The organism is Micromonospora sp. CB01531, assembly GCF_001905095.1.
Classification (GTDB): domain Bacteria; phylum Actinomycetota; class Actinomycetes; order Mycobacteriales; family Micromonosporaceae; genus Micromonospora.
The window spans coordinates 353,532-368,579 of record NZ_LWLS01000001.1 but is presented as its reverse complement, the minus strand read 5'-3'; the positions used below and the strand labels follow the sequence as shown (position 1 = coordinate 368,579).

The window sequence follows — 15,048 nt, the reverse complement described above, 5'->3', positions numbered from 1 at the left end:
CCGACCTGCAGCTGGAGGCCGCCCGCCCGGCGTACGGCGCCGTTCGAACGGGGGCGGCGCGGCCCGCGCGGCCACCCTGCCCGGCTAGCAGGTCGGCGGCGACGGGGCGGCGTGGGCCGGCTGCTCTCCGGCGGTCACGCCCGTAGGCTGAGCCGGTGTCCGCCGACAGCAGGGGCCGCCGGGGCCGCGGATGTCTTCCACGGCACGCCGACGCGTCGCCGTCCCGGCTGACCGGGCCCGCGGCGAGGTCCAGGTGGGGCCGGAGGTGCCGGTGAGCGGCGAGCGGCGCGGCACCCGGGCGACGCACGAGGCGCTGCCGCCGCAGCTACGGGAGGCGGTGGACGCCTTCGCCGACCATCTGGCCGGGGTGCGCAACAGGTCCGCGCACACCGTGCGGGCGTACGTGACCGACCTGGTGTCCTTGCTCGACCATGCGGTACGGATGGGCTGCGCCGACCTGTCGGAGCTGGACCTCGCGGTGCTGCGGAGCTGGTTGGCGAAGCAGCGGACGATGGGCGCGGCACGCACCTCCCTGGCCCGTCGGGCCGCCGCCGCACGCACCTTCAGTGCCTGGGCCCACCGGGCCGGCCTGCTCACCGCCGACGTGGCCGCGCCACTGGCCAGTCCCCGCGCCCACCGGGACCTGCCCACGGTCCTGCGGGCCGACCAGGCCGCCGCCCTGATGGACGCCCCACGCGTCCGGGCCGTCGGCCAGGCCGCCGCCCGGGCGGACGCCCCGCACGTCCGGTCCACCGCCGAAGGCCCGACCACCGGCGACGGGCCGACCGCCGGCGGCAGTCCGGCGGCGCGCGGGGCCTCGGGCGACAGCCGGGGTGGAGCGGCCGAGGGCACCGCGTCCGGTCAGGAGGGTCCCGGCGGCGAGGACGCGGCGCTGCTGCGTGACCGGGTGCTGCTCGAGCTGCTCTACGGCACCGGGGTGCGGATCAGCGAGGCGTGCGGCCTGGACGTCGCGGACGTCGACCACGCCCGCCGGGTGGTACGCGTGCTGGGCAAGGGCGGCCGGGAGCGCGCCGTGCCGTACGGGGTGCCGGCGCAGCGCGCGTTGGACGCCTGGCTCGGCAGGGGTCGACCGGCGCTGGCCGGCCCGGGCTCGGGGACGGCGTTGCTCCTCGGCGCGCGCGGCGGGCGGCTCAACCCGACGACCGCGCGGCGGATCGTCGCCGGGTACGCCGATGCCGCCGGCCTTCCCCGCACCTCCCCGCACGGGCTGCGGCACTCGGCGGCCACCCATCTGCTGGAGGGTGGGGCGGACCTGCGGGCCGTGCAGGAGTTACTCGGTCACTCCTCGCTGGCCAGCACCCAGATCTACACGCATGTGTCGGTGGAGCGGCTGCGGGCGGCGTACCGGCAGGCGCACCCGCGGGCCTGACGGCCGGAGAGCTTCCCGCCGCCGCACGGGTGGCATGCCCTCGCGGCGAACGGCGGGTTGATGATCCACGGGGGGCTACGATCAACGAATGACCGTCCCGCAGCCGCCCGAGCCGATCCCGGGTGCTCGGCTGCTCTTCTCCCTCGATCCGTCGGTCAGCCATCTCAACCACGGGTCGTTCGGCGCGGTGCCGATCGGGGTGCAGCGGGCCCAGCAGCGCCTGCGCGACGAGATGGAGGCCAACCCGCTGCGCTTCTTCACCCAGGGCCTGGTCGACCGGATCGCGCACACCCGGCGGTACCTGGCCACCTTCCTCGGCGCCGACCCGGACGGCACCGCGCTGGTGGGCAACGCCACCACCGGTGTGGCGGTGGTGCTCCAGTCGCTCGGCCTCGGTCCGGGCGACGAGGTGGTGACCACCGACCACGGGTACGGGGCGGTCGCCTTCTCGGTGGAGCGGGAGTGTCGCCGGACCGGAGCGGTGTCCCGGACCCTGCCGGTGCCGCTGACCGCCTCTAACGAGGAAGTGGTGGAGATCGTCCGGGCCGGGCTGCGTCCGGGACGGACCAAGCTGCTCATCGTCGACCAGATCACCTCGCCCACCGCCCGGCTCTTCCCGACGGCCGCGATCGTCGGGGTGGCCCGGGAGCACGGGGTGCCCGTGCTGGTCGACGCGGCGCACGCCCCGGGCATGTTGCCGATCAGCGTGGCCTCGATCGGTGCCGACTTCTGGGTGGGCAACCTGCACAAGTGGGCGTACGCGCCGCGGGGGACCGCCGCGCTGGTGGTGGCCGGGGCGTGGCGGGAGCGGATCCAACCGCTGGTCGTCTCGTGGGAGCAGGAGACCGGCTTCCCCACCCGGGTCGAATGGCAGGCGACGCTGGACTACACCGCCTGGTTGGCCGCCCCGGCGGGCCTGTTCACCCTGCGCACCCTGGGACTGGACCGGGTACGTGCGCACAACGCCGCGCTGGCGGCGTACGGGCAACGGGTGGTCGGGGACGCGCTCGGGGTCGCGCCGGCCGACCTGCCGGAGCCCGGCGGACCGACGGTCGCCATGCGGCTCGTCCCGTTGCCGCCCGGCGTCGCCCCGACGATCGACGCGGCGCGGGAGCTGCGCGCCCGGATCGCGGAACGCTTGGCCGCCGAGGTCTCGGTGGCCTCCTGGCACGGCCAGGGCTGGCTGCGCCTGTGCGGCCAGGTCTACAACACCCCCGACGAGTACGACCGGTTGGCCGTTCGTCTCCCCACGCTGCTGGCCGCGGGCTGAGCCGTCGAGCGGCAGCAGCCGCACCGGGCCGAGCCCGAGGAGGGTCAGCGGATCGAGGTACTCCTCGCCCCGGCGCAGCCCCCAGTGCAGGCACGCCTCGGCGGGGCAGCCGGGATGGCCGGCGAGCAGGGTGCCGATCGGCGTGGCGGCACTGACCGGGGTGCCGGCCGGCAGGCGGGGTCGACCGGCTCGTAGGTGGTGCGTAACCCGGTGGCGTGCCCGACGGTGACCACGGGCCGCCCGGCCACCATGCCGGCGAAGAGACACGACCCCGGCGCCAGCGGCGCACACCTCGACGCCCGGGGTGGCGGCCAGGTCGACGCCGCGGTGGCCGGGCAGCCACGGCTGCGGCGGCGGGTCGAACCGGCGTACCGGTCGGGGGGTGCCGGCGAGCGGCCAGCCGAATCGGGCGGCGCCGGATGGCCCGGGAGGCACCCGGTCGGCCGGTGGCCGATGACCCCCGGCGGGGCCGGCGGCCGGCAGGATGGGCGGCAGTGGTCGGACCGTCATCCGGTCGGACGAGCCCACCGGAGTGGTCGGCGAGGGCGACATCATCGGCGGCGGCAACTCCCGGTTCATCAGCCGGACGGACGCCGCCCCCGGTGGCGGCCCCGGCCGGTCGGGCCGGACGGCGACCGGGACGACCAGCAGCAGGAGCCCGAGGGCTGCGGTGGCCCGGCGCAGCGGTTTCGGCACGCCGAACACCCTGCCGTCACGATCGGTGTCGCCGCGACGGGCCGGAGCGGTGCCTGTGGACGACTGGTGAGCTGTGGACGGCCCCCCGTGCACGGGACCGATCTGATAATCGACCGCCCCTATGCTGGCCGCGTGACGAAGGACTGGTACGCCTGGCACGCCGACTACGACCAGCCCGGCTCGGCGCTGTCCCGCCGTCTCGCCGAGCTGCGGAGCCGGATCCGGGACGCGCTGGACGCCGCACCGGCCGGTCCGCTGCGGGTGATCAGTGTCTGCGCCGGCCAGGGTCGGGACCTGATCCCGGTGCTCGCCGCTCATCCCCGGCGGGACGCCGTCACCGCCCGCCTGGTCGAGCTGGATCCACGCAACGTCGAGGTGGTCCGGGCGGCCGCCGCCGAGGCCGGCCTCCGCGGGGTGGAGGTGGTGGCGGGCGACGCGGCGCTGACCGACCGGTACGCCGACCTCGTGCCCGCCGACCTGGTCCTGGTCTGCGGCATCTTCGGCAACATCGTCGACGCCGACATCCGGGCCACGGTGCGGCACTGCGCCGCGCTGTGCGCCACCGGCGGCACGGTGTTCTGGACCCGGCACCGCCGCGAGCCGGACCTGGTGCCCGCCATCTGCGACTGGTTCGCCGAGGAAGGCTTCACCCCGGTCGCGGTGAGCAGCCCCGCCGACGGGGTGGGCGTGGGCGTGCATCGGTTCACCGGTACGCCCCACCCGCTGGAGGCCGGCGTGCGGATGTTCGAGTTCGTCGGCGACGACCGGCTGACCTGGTCCGGCCGCTCGGTGGGCTCGGCCGGGCCTGCGATCCACCCCCTGACCGATCCGAGGGAGTCGAGATGACCACTGTGGACCACGTCAGCCACCCCTCGCGGGTGGCCGGGCCGGACGAGGCGATCAGCGCCGAGGAACTTCAGCTGGCCGCGCGCAACCACGGGATCCCGCTGGAGGCGCTCCGCTACGACGTGACCCCGGCCGGCCTGCACTACCTGCTCATCCACTACGACATCCCGGACGTGGACCCGGCGGCGCACACGCTGACCGTCGACGGGGCGGTGCGGCGGCCGTTCACCCTGGACCTGGCCGCGCTGCGGGAGCGGCCCCGGGTCACCCACCGGGTCACCCTGGAGTGCGCTGGCAACGGACGGGCGTTGCTGCACCCGCGGCCGGTGAGCCAGCCGTGGCTGGTGGAGGCGGTGGGCAACGCGGAGTGGACCGGCACGCCGCTGGCGCCGCTGCTGCGCGAGGCCGGGCTCGCCGCCGACGTGGTGGACGTGGTCTTCACCGGGGCGGACCACGGGGTGGAGCGCGGCGTCGAGCAGGACTACCAGCGGGCGCTGCCGGTCGCGGACGCGCTGCGCGAGGAGGTGCTGCTCGCGTACGAGATGAACGGCGCTCCCCTGCTGCCCCAGCATGGGGCGCCGCTGCGGCTGATCGTGCCCGGCTGGTACGGCATGGCGCACGTCAAGTGGCTGCGGAACGTGCGGGTGCTGGCCGAGCCGTTCGACGGCTACCAGAACACCGTGGCCTACCGGCTGCGGCAGGACGCCGACGACCCGGGCGTGCCGGTGACCCGGATCGAGCCCCGGGCGCTGGTCCGCCCGCCGGGCTTCCCGGACTTCATGTCGCGTACCCGGGTGCTACGGGCGGGTCCGTGCACCGTGGACGGTCGGGCCTGGTCGGGGTACGCGCCGGTGACGGGGGTGGAGGTGACCTTCGACGGCGGTACGACCTGGGTGCCGGCGACCGTGGACGGGCCGACCGGGGGTGAGTGGGCCTGGCGGCGGTGGCACGTCGAATGGCACCCGACGCCGGGGCGCTACGCGCTGGGCGCGCGGGCGACCGACGCCTCCGGGCGTACCCAGCCGGTCGAGCAGCCGTGGAACCGGGGTGGTTTTGCCAACAACCTGGTGCAGCGGGTCGAGGTGGTGGTGCTGGCGGAGTGATCCGCTGTCGGCGGCGGGCGGCAAGTCGGCCGTCCCGCCGCCCCGGTCAGCCGCCGAATCCGGAGTCTGCGGGAAGCGAGATGTCGGGCTTTTCGAGCTCTTCCACATTGACGTCCTTGAACGTCATCACCCGGACATTCTTGACGAATCGCGCAGGCCGGTACATGTCCCACACCCAGGCGTCGTGCATCTCGACCTCGAAGTAGACCTCACCGTCCGAGTTGCGGACGTGCAGATCGACCTGATTGGCCAGGTAGAAGCGGCGCTCGGTCTCCACCACGTAGGAGAATTGGCGGACAATGTCGCGGTACTCCCGGTAGAGCTGCAGCTCCATCTCGGTCTCGTACTTCTCGAGATCTTCCGCGCTCATCGCACTCCGCCTTCCATGACCACATCTTCCCCCACCGGCGCTGGAGGTCGCGGCTGCTCGCCCAACGCCACGCCGACGGTACCCCCTGGCGCGCCGGAACGCTCCATCGGCTCGTCCGGGCTCCCGGCGGGCACCTCCTCCGGGCCGCCGAAGAGCGCCGCGACCGGGCCGCCGAAGAGCGGCTCCGAGCCCGGGCCACCGAACAGCGGCTCCGAGCCCGGGCCACCGAACAGCGGCTCGTCCGGGTCGCCGGCCGCCGGCCGCCGGGAGCGGGGCGGCCGCCCGTCCCGGCCGGAGACGGTGGCGACGTTGACGTACGAGAAACGGTGCTCCCGGCACGGCCCGAGCTCCCGCAGCGCGGCGGTGTGCTCAGGCGTGATGTAGCCCTTGTGCTCGGCGAAGCCGTAGCCCGGGTACCGCCCGTCCAGCTCGACCATGATCCGGTCCCGGGTGACCTTGGCCAGCACACTGGCCGCCGCCACGCAGGCGGCCACCCGGTCCCCCTTCCAGACCGCCAGCCCCGGCACGTCCAGCCCGTCGACACCGAAACCGTCGCTCAGCACGTATTCCGGACGGGTGGTCAGCGAGGCGAGCGCCCGGCGCATGGCGGCCAGGTTGCACACATGCAGCCCGCGCGCGTCGACCTCGTCGGCCGGGATGACCACCACGGCGTACGCCAGGGCCCGCGCCACCACCTCGTCGTAGATCCGCTCCCGGCTGGCCGGGGTGAGCAGCTTGGAATCGGCCAGCCCCTCGATCTCGCCGCGGCGCCCCTCGGGCAGCACCGCCGCGGCGGCCACCAGCGGACCGGCACACGCGCCACGGCCGGCCTCGTCGGCACCGGCCACGTGGCGGAAGCCCCGCCGTTGCAGGGCCCGTTCGAGGGCGTAGAGGCCGCCGTCGCGGCGCACCACCGTGCGCGGGGGCGTCAGCACGGCTCACCCCCGGCGGCGGACCGGTCCCCGGCCAGCGCGGCGGCGAGCCGGTCCGGCAGGTCCGGCGGGTAGTAGCGCTCGGCGGTCGCGGACAGCTCCGCCAGCGACCACCAGCGGTGGCCGGACACGCTGGCCCGCTCGACCTCGTCGAAGCCGGTCGTGTCGACCTCCCAGGCGGGCACCCGGACCAGGAAGAACTCCTGCTCCTGGCGGTACCAGACGCCGTCGAACGGGAACTCGACCTTCTCCGCCCAGACCGGCGCGCCCAGTTCTGCCGGGGTGAGCCGCAGCCCGGTCTCCTCGGCCAACTCCCGGGCCGCGCCCGCGGCGGGGCTCTCCCCCGGATCCAGTCCCCCGCCCGGGGTGAACCAGTAGGCGTGCCCCGGCCGGCCCGGATCGGTGCCGGCGAACAGCAGCACCCGGTCGGACGCGTCGACGAGCAGCACGCGGGCCGCGCGACGAGGGGTGTAGACGGTCACGGCCCAAGCCTGCCAGACGCCTCCGACGAACGCCCACGCCCTCCTGGGTCAGGGATTGGGAATCCCGTCGAACTGCTTCGGCACGGTGAGCCAGGTCGCCCGGCCGACCGGCCAGAAGATCGTGAAGGCCCGCCCGACCACCCGGTCCTCGGGGATGGTGGCCTCGTTGATGTCCTCGCCGGACTGCTGCCAGTGCTCCAGCGAGTCGCCGGAGGCCTGCCGATGGTCACCCATCACCCAGAGCCGGCCATCCGGCACGGTGATGTCGAAGTCCTGGTCGGCGGGCTTGTTACCGGGGAAGAGATACGGCTCGTCGAGCGGCTTGCCGTTGATCACCAGCCGCTCGTTGCCGCCGGTGCGGTCGCAGCAGACCACGTGGTCACCGCCGACGCCGATCACCCGCTTGATGAAGTCCTCGCCCTCCGGATTGCCGCTCCAGTCGGTGGGCGCCTTGAAGACGATCACCTCGCCCCGGTGCGGCGAGCGGAAGTCGTAGACCAGTTTGTTGACCAGCACCCGATCGTCGATCTTGAGAGTGTTCTCCATCGACGGGGACGGGATGAAGAAGGTCTGCAGCACGAAGGCACGTACCAGCACTGCGACCAGGATCGCCACGCCCAGGAGGATGGGCAGCTCCTTCCAGAAGGAGCTGCGCGGCTTTTCGGTCTGCTCGTCAATCACGGGAGGAGCCTACGTCCCCGGGCGCGGCGCAGTCGCCCCGAACTCGCGAGAACGGAGAGCGCGGCGGTGACCGGCAGGATCAGGACGACACCGCCCACCGGGTCCGGATCGACGGGCACCGTTCCGGCCGGCGCGGCGTTGGATTGCGGCAGGTCGGCGAAGGTCTGCGGGACCGGCAGGGTGGCCCACCGCTGCGACGGCCACACGATCATGAAGGCCCGGCCCACGACGTTGTCGATCGGCACCGGGCCCTGGCACCGGGCGTCCTGGGAGACCAGCCGGTGGTCGCCCATCACGAAGATCTGCCCCGGGGGTACGACCACCTCGGTGAACTGCCGGGAGCGGCACTCCTTCGGGTTCGGCGGCAGCTCGACCGGCGAGTCCTCCGACACGTACGCCCGCTCGTCCAACGGCACGCCGTTGACCACGACCCGGCCGTCGTCGCAGCACCAGATCCGGTCGCCCGGAACGCCGATGACCCGCTTGATGAAGTCCTTCTCGCCGGGGCGACTGATCCCCACCAGGTCCCCGAGGGTGCGGCCGACCTTGCCGGCGAAGTTGGTCGGCGGCGCCGGGGCCTCCTGAGCCACCCACCGGTCGGTGCCCCGGAAGACCACGACCTCGCCCCGGGCCGGGTCACGGACGTCGTAGACGACCTTGTTGACCAGCACCCGGTCGCCGATGAGGAGGGTGTCCTCCATCGAGCCGGAGGGGATGAAGAACGCCTGGAGCAGGAAGGTGCGGATCAGCACGGCCAAGCAGAAGGCGACCACCAGGAGCAGGGGCAGCTCCTGCCAGAGGGGCATCTGCCGGCGGGACCGCCGGGCCCGCCGGTGTAACGGATCGACGGTGCCGTCCTCGTCAAGCATCTGCACCATGTCACTCTCCGGTCCGCGCAAACGACACTACCGCCCGGGAGTCTCGCCAGGAGACCCCACGGGCGGTAGTGGATCGCTGTGCCACCGCGTCGAGCACGCGCGGTGTGCCGTCCCCCTGCGCCCGTACGACCAGGGTAATGGGCTCCGGTCGATACCACATACGGGCAGGTCAGGCGGCGTGGCGCAAGGAGATTCAGCTCGCCGGCTGCTTCTCGCGCAGCTCCTTGATCTTGGCCTTCTTGCCGCGCAGCTCACGCAGGTAGTAGAGCTTGGCGCGCCGCACGTCACCGCGGGTCACGACCTCGATCCGGTCGATCGCCGGGCTGTTGATCGGGTAGGTCCGCTCGACACCCACGCCGAAGCTGACCTTGCGGACCGAGAAGGTCTCGCGCAGGCCGTCACCCTGGCGGCGGATGACGACGCCCTGGAAGATCTGGACCCGGGACCGGTTGCCCTCGACAACCCGCGCGTGCACCTTGACGGTGTCACCGGCACGGAAGTCGGGGATGTCAACGCGCTTCGACTGGGCGTCAAGGGCGTCCAGGATGTTCATCGCTGCGTCCTCGTGAGGCTCACGGCGCACCGTCAGTCGATGCGCGAATGGGTGATTCTGACCCCCGGGTGGTGGCCGGCGGCGCCGACCCCGGTCGAGGGTCCTCGCAGCCGCCCACGGCGTGGACGGATGCGGCAACCCCCCTACTTTGCCACATCCCCCGGCGGCAGCTGAAATCCGCCCCGGTCCAACGCTGCCCGGTCCCGCTTGTCCAGGCTCTCCGGGGGGAGCGTGGCGATCATGTCGGGGCGGCAGGCCGCCGTACGCAGCAGCGACTCGTCGCGCCGCCAGCGGGCGATCTTCCCGTGGTCGCCGGAGCGCAACACCTCGGGCACCTCGTGCCCGCGCCAGATCGCCGGCTTGGTGTACATCGGCGCCTCCAGCAGCCCGTGGGCGTGCGACTCCTCGTCCAGCGAGCCGGCGTTGCCGAGCACCCCGGGCAGCAGCCGGGTGACCGCCTCCAGGATCACCAGCACCGCCACCTCGCCGCCGAAGAGCACGTAGTCGCCGAGGGAGACCTCGGTCACCCGCATCCGGGTCGCCGCGTGGTCGAGCACCCGCTGGTCGATGCCCTCGTACCGGCCGCAGGCGAAGAGTAGGTGCGGCTCGACGGCCAGCTCGTGCGCCATCGCCTGGGTGAACCGGACGCCGGCCGGGGAGGGCACCAGCAGCCGGGGCTCCGGTTCGCCGCCGGCGGGGACGAGAGCGTCCAGCGCCTCACCCCACGGCTCCGGCCGCATCACCATGCCGGGCCCGCCGCCATAGGGCGTGTCGTCGACCGTGCGGTGCACGTCGTGGGTCCAGGCCCGCAGATCGTGTACGGCCAGCCGTAGGCTGCCGTTCGCCCGCGCCTTGCCGATCAGCGACAGGTCGAGCGGGGCGAAGTACTCCGGGAAGATTGACACGATGTCGACGCGCATGAAGGCTGGCTCCAGCTACAGGTCGAGCAGGCCGCCGGGCGGGTCGACGACGACGCGACCGCCGGCGAGGTCCACCTCGGGCACGATCGCCTTGACGAACGGGATCAGCGCGGTCCGCCCCTCGGGGCGCCGCAGCACCAGCAGGTCGGAGGCGGGAGCGTGGTCGATCCGGGCCACCTCGCCCAGCCGCTCGCCCTGCGGGGTGACCACCGCGAGGCCGACGAGCTGGTGGTCGTGGAACTCCTCCGGGTCCTCCGGCGGAGCGACGTCGGCGCTGTCCACGCCGACCAGGGTGTCGCGCAGCGCCTCGGCGACGTTGCGGTCCAGCACGCCCTCGAAGGCGACCAGCAGCCGCCCCTGGTGCCAGCGCGCCGACTCGACGGTCAACTCGGCCGGCACCCGGTAGGCCCCGGGCTCCGCGGGCGCGACCGCCCCGGAGTCGGTGCGCAGCACCGCCCCCGGGGCGAACCGTGCTTCGGGCTCATCGGTCCGCACCTCCACGGTGACCTCACCGCGGATCCCGTGCGGCTTGCCGACCCTGCCGACGATGAGAAGCATCAGTACGAGTCGACGATGTCGACGCGCACCCCGCGCCCACCGATGGAGCCGATCACCTGGCGCAGCGCCTTGGCGGTCCGACCGGACCGCCCGATCACCGTGCCGAGGTCCTCCGGGTGCACGCGGACCTCGAGCCGCTTGCCCCGACGGGAATCGACCATCCGCACCCGGACGTCGTCCGGGTGGTCGACGATCCCCTTGACCAGGTGCTCCAGGGCGGGACGCAGCGCCATGTCAGGCCTGCTCGCCGGACTCTGCACCGGTCTGCTCCTCGGCCTGCGGCGCCTCGGCCGGGGCCTGCGCCTTGGCGGCCTTCTTGACCGGCGCCGGGGTCTCGGCCACGCCGGCGGCGGCCTTCGCCTCGGCCTCGTACGCCGCCTTGCGGTCGGCCCGCTCCGGGGCAACCTTCAGCGGCGCCGGGGCCGGCAGGCCCTTGAACTTCTGCCAGTCACCGGTCAGCTCCAGCAGGCGCTGCACCGCCTCGCTCGGCTGCGCGCCGACGGACAGCCAGTACTGGACCCGCTCCGACTTGACCTCGATCACCGAAGGGTCCTCCTTCGGCTGGTACACACCGACGAACTCGATCGCCCGACCGTCACGCTTGGTGCGCGAGTCGGCGACGACGATGCGGTACTGCGGGTTGCGGATCTTGCCCATCCGCAGGAGCCGGATCTTTACGGCCACAGTTGTTTCGCTCCTGTTGCGATCTCACCGGCCCGTACGGGCGGTGTGCGGGTGAGCGCCGACCGGCACAGTGGGGTTGGGCCGGAGACTGCTCGGTGGACTGGCGGCGTGCCCGGGTTAGAGGGCGCCGGACGCGCGCCGGATACCAGCGAACCATTCTGCCAGATCCGGCTCCGATCTCTCACACCGGACCCGGACTGGTCACCCGGGTCGACTCCGGCGTGACGCACGACACGCTCAACGCACGGGCGGCCGGTCCCAGCCGGGCGGCAGCCCGTCCGGTACGTCCCATTCCGCCGGCGGGGTGAAATCGCACCAGGTGCCGTCGAACGGGAACTCGACCGACTCGGCGATCCGGATCACCCGCTCCCCCTCGGCGCGGACCGCCTTCTCGTCGGGCACCCAGTAGTCGTCCGGGAAGGCGAGGCGCTCGACGAACTCCTCCTCGTCCTTCCACTCCCAGCGGAGATCCGGGTGCACCACCACGTCGAGGTCCTGATCCGTCATGTCGACCCCGGCCACCGCGCCGTCGTCCCAGCGGACGGCGGGCTCCTCCAGGTTGACGTACCAGTTCTTGAACCGGCCCCGGTCGTCGCGGAACCACCACACCGAATGGGCGGCACCGGTGGGCAGGAACTTCAGCACCGGCGGCCCGTTCCAGCGGCCCTGGGCGAGCCGGTACGACGAGGTGATCCACTCGGCGAACGGCATGGCCCGCATGCCCAGCCCCGCCTCGGTCACCTCGTTCGCCACCGGCGCGCCCCGGGCGATCCAGAGCAGCAGCCCCCGGTCGTCGTCGCGGACCACCCGGGCCGAGCGGACCCAACCGATCCGCCCGTGCCGCACGTTGCGGTGCATGATCAGCCGACCCGGCGCGAACCGGCCGACCGAGCCGCCCGGGCGCACCTCAGTAGGCGCGGGCGAGGACGGCGATCAGATCCGGCTCGTCCTCGGAATCCGGCACCGAGCCGTCGGCCCGCAGCAGGCACCGGACGGTGACGCCCTGCGCGTTCGCCTCGGCCTCGCCCTGCACGCCGACCGCCGACCACGGCACCCGGGCCCAGCCGGTGGCCGCCGCCTCGATCGCCTCGGCGAGGGTGGCGACGTCGGTGGTGCGGGACTGCCGGAAGGCCAACGCCTGGTCGTGCAGCGCCTGCTGGTCCGCCTCCAACGCGGCGAGGACCGCGCCGACCACGTCGGCCACCGGCGTCGCGGCCTTCGAGCCGTCCGTACGCCGGACCACCACCGCGTTGCCGGCGGCCAGGTCACGGGGGCCGACCTCGACGCGGACCGGGTAGCCGCGCAGCTCGGCGTCGACGGCCCGGCGGCCGAAGGCGGTGTCGGTCCGGTCGTCCAGCGCGACCCGGACACCGGCGTCGCGCAGCGCGTCGCGGAGCTTGGCCGCCGCCTCGGCCACGCCCTCGCCGTCCTTGACGATCATCACGTACGCCTGGACCGGCGCCAGCTTCGGCGGCACCCGCAGGCCGTTGTCGTCCCCGTGGCACATGATCAGGCCACCGAGCATCCGGGTCGAGGTGCCCCAGGAGGTGGTCCAGGCGTGCTCCCGGCCACCCTCGGCCGAGGAGAAGCTGATATCGAACGCCCGGGCGAAGTTCTGGCCCAGCTCGTGGCTGGTGCCCAGCTGGAGCGCCTTGCCGTCGCCCATCATGCCTTCGCAGGTGTAGGTGGCGGTCGCGCCGGCGAAGCGCTCGCGGGCGGTCTTCAGGCCGACCACCACCGGGATGCCGAGCACGTTGACCATCAGGTCCTCGTACGCCTCGTGCAGGATCCGCCGGGCGTAGGCGCGGGCGTCCTCGCGGGTGGCGTGCGCGGTGTGCCCCTCCTGCCAGAGGAACTCGCTGGTACGCAGGAAGATCCGCGGGCGCAGCTCCCAGCGGACCACGTTCGCCCACTGGTTGAGCAGCAGCGGCAGGTCCCGGTACGAGTCGATCCACTTGGCCATGAACTCGCCGATCACCGTCTCGCTGGTGGGGCGGACCACCACCGGCTCGGCGAGCTGCTTGCCCCCACCGTGGGTGACCACCGCCAGCTCCGGCGAGAAGCCCTCGACGTGCTCGGCCTCGCGCTTGAGGTAGCTCTCCGGGATGAAGAGCGGGAAGTAGGCGTTCTCCGCGCCGGCCGCCTTGATCCGGGCGTCCATCTCCGCCTGCATCCGCTCCCAGATGGCGTAGCCCGCCGGTCGGATGACCATGGTGCCCCGCACCGGGCCGTTGTCGGCCAGCTTGGCCTTGGCGATCAGGTCCTGGTACCAGCGGGGGAAATCCTCCGCACGGGGAGTGAGCACGCGTGCCATGAGCGCACATCCTATGCGCCGGGTGCGCCGCCGCAGCGCCCGGGAGGCCGCCCGCGCCGTGTCGCGTCGCCCCGAGCCCCGCGCCTCGCGCGAAATCCGCACGGATTCCCGGAAAGAGTGCCCTTCCGCGACCGAATGAGCACCCTTTCCGGGAAGATGCGGTCAGCCAGGCGGCGGGTGCGGTCAGCGGAGGACGCGGCCGCGCAGGACGATGCGGGATGGAGTGCGGACCACCCGGAGGTCGCGGCGCGGGTCCTCGGGATAGACGACCAGGTCGGCGAGGCCACCCTCGACCAGGCCGGGGAAGCCGAGCCACTCGCGGGCGCGCCAGGTGGCGGCGGCGAGGACGTCCTCGGTAGACATGCCGGCCCGCTCGTGCAGCAGCAGCATCTCCTCGGCGGCCAGCCCGTGGTCGATGCCCCCGCCCGCGTCGGTGCCGACGTAGATCGGCACCCCCGCCTCGTACGCGGCCCGGACCACCTCGGGGAAGCGGTCGCGCAGGGCGAGCATGTGGTCGGCGTATCCGGGGAACCTGGGGCGGGCCTGGTCGGCGATGCCACCGAAGGTCTGAATGTTGATCATCGTGGGGACAAGCGCGGTGCCCTGGCGGGCCATCAGGTCGATCAGGTCGAGGCTGAGCCCGGTGCCGTGCTCCACCGAGTCCACCCCGGCCCGCACCATGACCTCCACGGCCGATTCGGAGAAGGTGTGCACCGCGGCGCGTGCCCCGGCGGCGTGCGCGGCGGCGACGGCGGCCGTCATGGTGTCCGCGTCCCAGGCCGGGGCCAGGTCGCCCACGCCCCGGTCGATCCAGTCCCCGACCAGCTTGACCCAGCCGTTGCCGGCGGCGGCCTGCGCCGCCACCGTCGCGGCCACCTCGGCCGCGCCGACCTCCACCCCGATGTCCCGCAGGTAACGCTTCGGCGGTGCGACGTGCCGGCCGGCGCGGGCCAGCCGCGGCAGCTCCGGGTCGTCGTCGAGCTCCGGGTACGGGTACGGCGAGCCGGCGTCCCGGATGGCCAGCACCCCGGCGTCGCGGTCGGTACGGGCCAGCTCCCGGGCCTGGTCGAGGGCGGTGATCGGGGCGCCGCCCCGGGCGATGCCGATGTGGCAGTGGGCGTCGGTCAGGCCGGGAAGCACGAAGCCGCCGTCGGCGACGGTCTCCGCGCCGGGCACCGGTTCGAAGGTGACCCGGTCGCCGACCAGCCACACGTCCCGGACCTCGTCGTCGGGCAGGAGCACACCGCGCACATGCAGAGCCATGTGCACAGTCCTACCGGGTCACTCCCCGTCCGTGGCGAGCAGGTCGCCCGGCTGGTGGTGCGGGCGGGCACGACGACGGCCCCGCCACCAGCGGGGTGACGGGGCCGT

Annotated in this window: 17 protein-coding genes and 1 pseudogene; 4 read left to right on the top strand and 14 right to left on the bottom strand. The window is 73.5% G+C overall.

Annotated features, from left to right (window positions below):
* Positions 1 to 271: 271 nt before the first annotated feature.
* On the top strand, positions 272 to 1,390 hold the full coding sequence (locus A6A27_RS01740; RefSeq protein WP_073832710.1) for a tyrosine recombinase XerC: 1,119 nt from the start codon (positions 272 to 274) through the stop codon (positions 1,388 to 1,390).
* 88 nt (positions 1,391 to 1,478) lie between these two features.
* On the top strand, positions 1,479 to 2,660 hold the full coding sequence (locus tag A6A27_RS01735) for an aminotransferase class V-fold PLP-dependent enzyme (RefSeq protein ID WP_073832535.1): 1,182 nt from the start codon (positions 1,479 to 1,481) through the stop codon (positions 2,658 to 2,660).
* Here the strand turns inward: A6A27_RS01735 and A6A27_RS41995 are convergent.
* Positions 2,652 to 3,212: pseudogene (locus A6A27_RS41995) on the bottom strand (murein hydrolase activator EnvC family protein); the annotation flags it as partial. The gene A6A27_RS01735 and the pseudogene A6A27_RS41995 overlap by 9 nt on opposite strands.
* Before the next feature lie 276 nt (positions 3,213 to 3,488).
* Between A6A27_RS41995 and A6A27_RS01720 the strand changes: the two are divergent.
* Both A6A27_RS01720 and A6A27_RS01715 read left to right on the top strand, forming a co-directional pair.
* On the top strand, positions 3,489 to 4,202 hold the full coding sequence (locus A6A27_RS01720) for a class I SAM-dependent methyltransferase family protein (protein ID WP_143193817.1): 714 nt from the start codon (positions 3,489 to 3,491) through the stop codon (positions 4,200 to 4,202).
* A complete protein-coding gene (locus A6A27_RS01715; protein WP_073832533.1) occupies positions 4,199 to 5,305 on the top strand; it encodes a sulfite oxidase in 1,107 nt (368 codons plus the stop codon). The genes A6A27_RS01720 and A6A27_RS01715 overlap by 4 nt, the downstream gene beginning before the upstream one ends.
* A gap of 46 nt (positions 5,306 to 5,351) precedes the next feature.
* Here A6A27_RS01715 and A6A27_RS01710 read toward each other — a convergent pair whose 3' ends face one another.
* The 13 genes from A6A27_RS01710 to A6A27_RS01650 form a co-directional block, all read right to left on the bottom strand.
* Positions 5,352 to 5,675: a DUF2469 domain-containing protein gene (locus A6A27_RS01710; protein WP_007075222.1), complete on the bottom strand. Its 324-nt coding sequence runs from the start codon at positions 5,673 to 5,675 to the stop codon at positions 5,352 to 5,354.
* Positions 5,672 to 6,610: a ribonuclease HII gene (locus tag A6A27_RS01705; RefSeq protein WP_073832532.1), complete on the bottom strand. Its 939-nt coding sequence runs from the start codon at positions 6,608 to 6,610 to the stop codon at positions 5,672 to 5,674. The genes A6A27_RS01710 and A6A27_RS01705 overlap by 4 nt, the downstream gene beginning before the upstream one ends.
* Positions 6,604 to 7,089, bottom strand: a complete 486-nt coding sequence (locus A6A27_RS01700) for an NUDIX hydrolase (RefSeq protein ID WP_073832531.1) — start codon at positions 7,087 to 7,089, stop codon at positions 6,604 to 6,606. The genes A6A27_RS01705 and A6A27_RS01700 overlap by 7 nt, the downstream gene beginning before the upstream one ends.
* Before the next feature lie 48 nt (positions 7,090 to 7,137).
* A complete protein-coding gene (lepB, locus tag A6A27_RS01695; protein ID WP_073832530.1) occupies positions 7,138 to 7,770 on the bottom strand; it encodes a signal peptidase I in 633 nt (210 codons plus the stop codon).
* Entirely contained in the window at positions 7,767 to 8,648 is an 882-nt protein-coding gene (lepB, locus tag A6A27_RS01690) for a signal peptidase I (RefSeq protein ID WP_073832529.1), read from the bottom strand. The genes lepB (A6A27_RS01695) and lepB (A6A27_RS01690) overlap by 4 nt, the downstream gene beginning before the upstream one ends.
* 193 nt (positions 8,649 to 8,841) lie before the next feature.
* Entirely contained in the window at positions 8,842 to 9,201 is a 360-nt protein-coding gene (gene rplS / locus A6A27_RS01685; RefSeq protein WP_073832528.1) for a 50S ribosomal protein L19, read from the bottom strand.
* Positions 9,202 to 9,344: 143 nt separating this feature from the next.
* Entirely contained in the window at positions 9,345 to 10,121 is a 777-nt protein-coding gene (gene trmD / locus A6A27_RS01680; RefSeq protein ID WP_073832527.1) for a tRNA (guanosine(37)-N1)-methyltransferase TrmD, read from the bottom strand.
* A gap of 15 nt (positions 10,122 to 10,136) precedes the next feature.
* Positions 10,137 to 10,679: a ribosome maturation factor RimM gene (rimM, locus tag A6A27_RS01675; RefSeq protein ID WP_073832526.1), complete on the bottom strand. Its 543-nt coding sequence runs from the start codon at positions 10,677 to 10,679 to the stop codon at positions 10,137 to 10,139.
* Positions 10,679 to 10,939 (bottom strand): RNA-binding protein, encoded by a 261-nt coding sequence (locus A6A27_RS01670; protein WP_172967834.1) that lies wholly within the window; start codon positions 10,937 to 10,939, stop codon positions 10,679 to 10,681. The genes rimM and A6A27_RS01670 overlap by 1 nt, the downstream gene beginning before the upstream one ends.
* Positions 10,914 to 11,363, bottom strand: coding sequence for a 30S ribosomal protein S16 (gene rpsP, locus A6A27_RS01665; protein WP_073832525.1), 450 nt, complete (start codon positions 11,361 to 11,363; stop codon positions 10,914 to 10,916). Before rpsP ends, A6A27_RS01670 begins: the two co-directional genes overlap by 26 nt.
* A 237-nt stretch (positions 11,364 to 11,600) precedes the next feature.
* Positions 11,601 to 12,221 carry a DUF402 domain-containing protein gene (locus A6A27_RS01660; protein WP_073832709.1) on the bottom strand — a complete coding sequence of 207 codons (621 nt, stop codon included), beginning with the start codon at positions 12,219 to 12,221 and terminating at the stop codon, positions 11,601 to 11,603.
* Positions 12,222 to 12,270: 49 nt separating this feature from the next.
* Positions 12,271 to 13,677: a proline--tRNA ligase gene (gene proS / locus A6A27_RS01655; protein ID WP_073832524.1), complete on the bottom strand. Its 1,407-nt coding sequence runs from the start codon at positions 13,675 to 13,677 to the stop codon at positions 12,271 to 12,273.
* A 183-nt stretch (positions 13,678 to 13,860) separates the two neighbouring features.
* Positions 13,861 to 14,940 carry an amidohydrolase family protein gene (locus A6A27_RS01650; protein WP_073832523.1) on the bottom strand — a complete coding sequence of 360 codons (1,080 nt, stop codon included), beginning with the start codon at positions 14,938 to 14,940 and terminating at the stop codon, positions 13,861 to 13,863.
* Between the last annotated feature and the right edge of the window lie 108 nt (positions 14,941 to 15,048).

Bases quoted from the DNA above. Each gene is read 5' to 3' on its own strand.
- A6A27_RS01735 (WP_073832535.1), top strand. From the start codon at position 1,479: ATGACCGTCCCGCAGCCGCCCGAGCCGATCCCGGGTGCTCGGCTGCTC.
- A6A27_RS01660 (WP_073832709.1), bottom strand. From the start codon at position 12,221: ATGCACCGCAACGTGCGGCACGGGCGGATCGGTTGGGTCCGCTCGGCC.
- rimM (WP_073832526.1), bottom strand. From the start codon at position 10,679: ATGCTTCTCATCGTCGGCAGGGTCGGCAAGCCGCACGGGATCCGCGGT.
- trmD (WP_073832527.1), bottom strand. From the start codon at position 10,121: ATGCGCGTCGACATCGTGTCAATCTTCCCGGAGTACTTCGCCCCGCTC.
- A6A27_RS01710 (WP_007075222.1), bottom strand. From the start codon at position 5,675: ATGAGCGCGGAAGATCTCGAGAAGTACGAGACCGAGATGGAGCTGCAG.
- lepB (WP_073832529.1), bottom strand. From the start codon at position 8,648: ATGGTGCAGATGCTTGACGAGGACGGCACCGTCGATCCGTTACACCGG.
- A6A27_RS01650 (WP_073832523.1), bottom strand. From the start codon at position 14,940: ATGGCTCTGCATGTGCGCGGTGTGCTCCTGCCCGACGACGAGGTCCGG.
- rplS (WP_073832528.1), bottom strand. From the start codon at position 9,201: ATGAACATCCTGGACGCCCTTGACGCCCAGTCGAAGCGCGTTGACATC.
- A6A27_RS01715 (WP_073832533.1), top strand. From the start codon at position 4,199: ATGACCACTGTGGACCACGTCAGCCACCCCTCGCGGGTGGCCGGGCCG.
- proS (WP_073832524.1), bottom strand. From the start codon at position 13,677: ATGGCACGCGTGCTCACTCCCCGTGCGGAGGATTTCCCCCGCTGGTAC.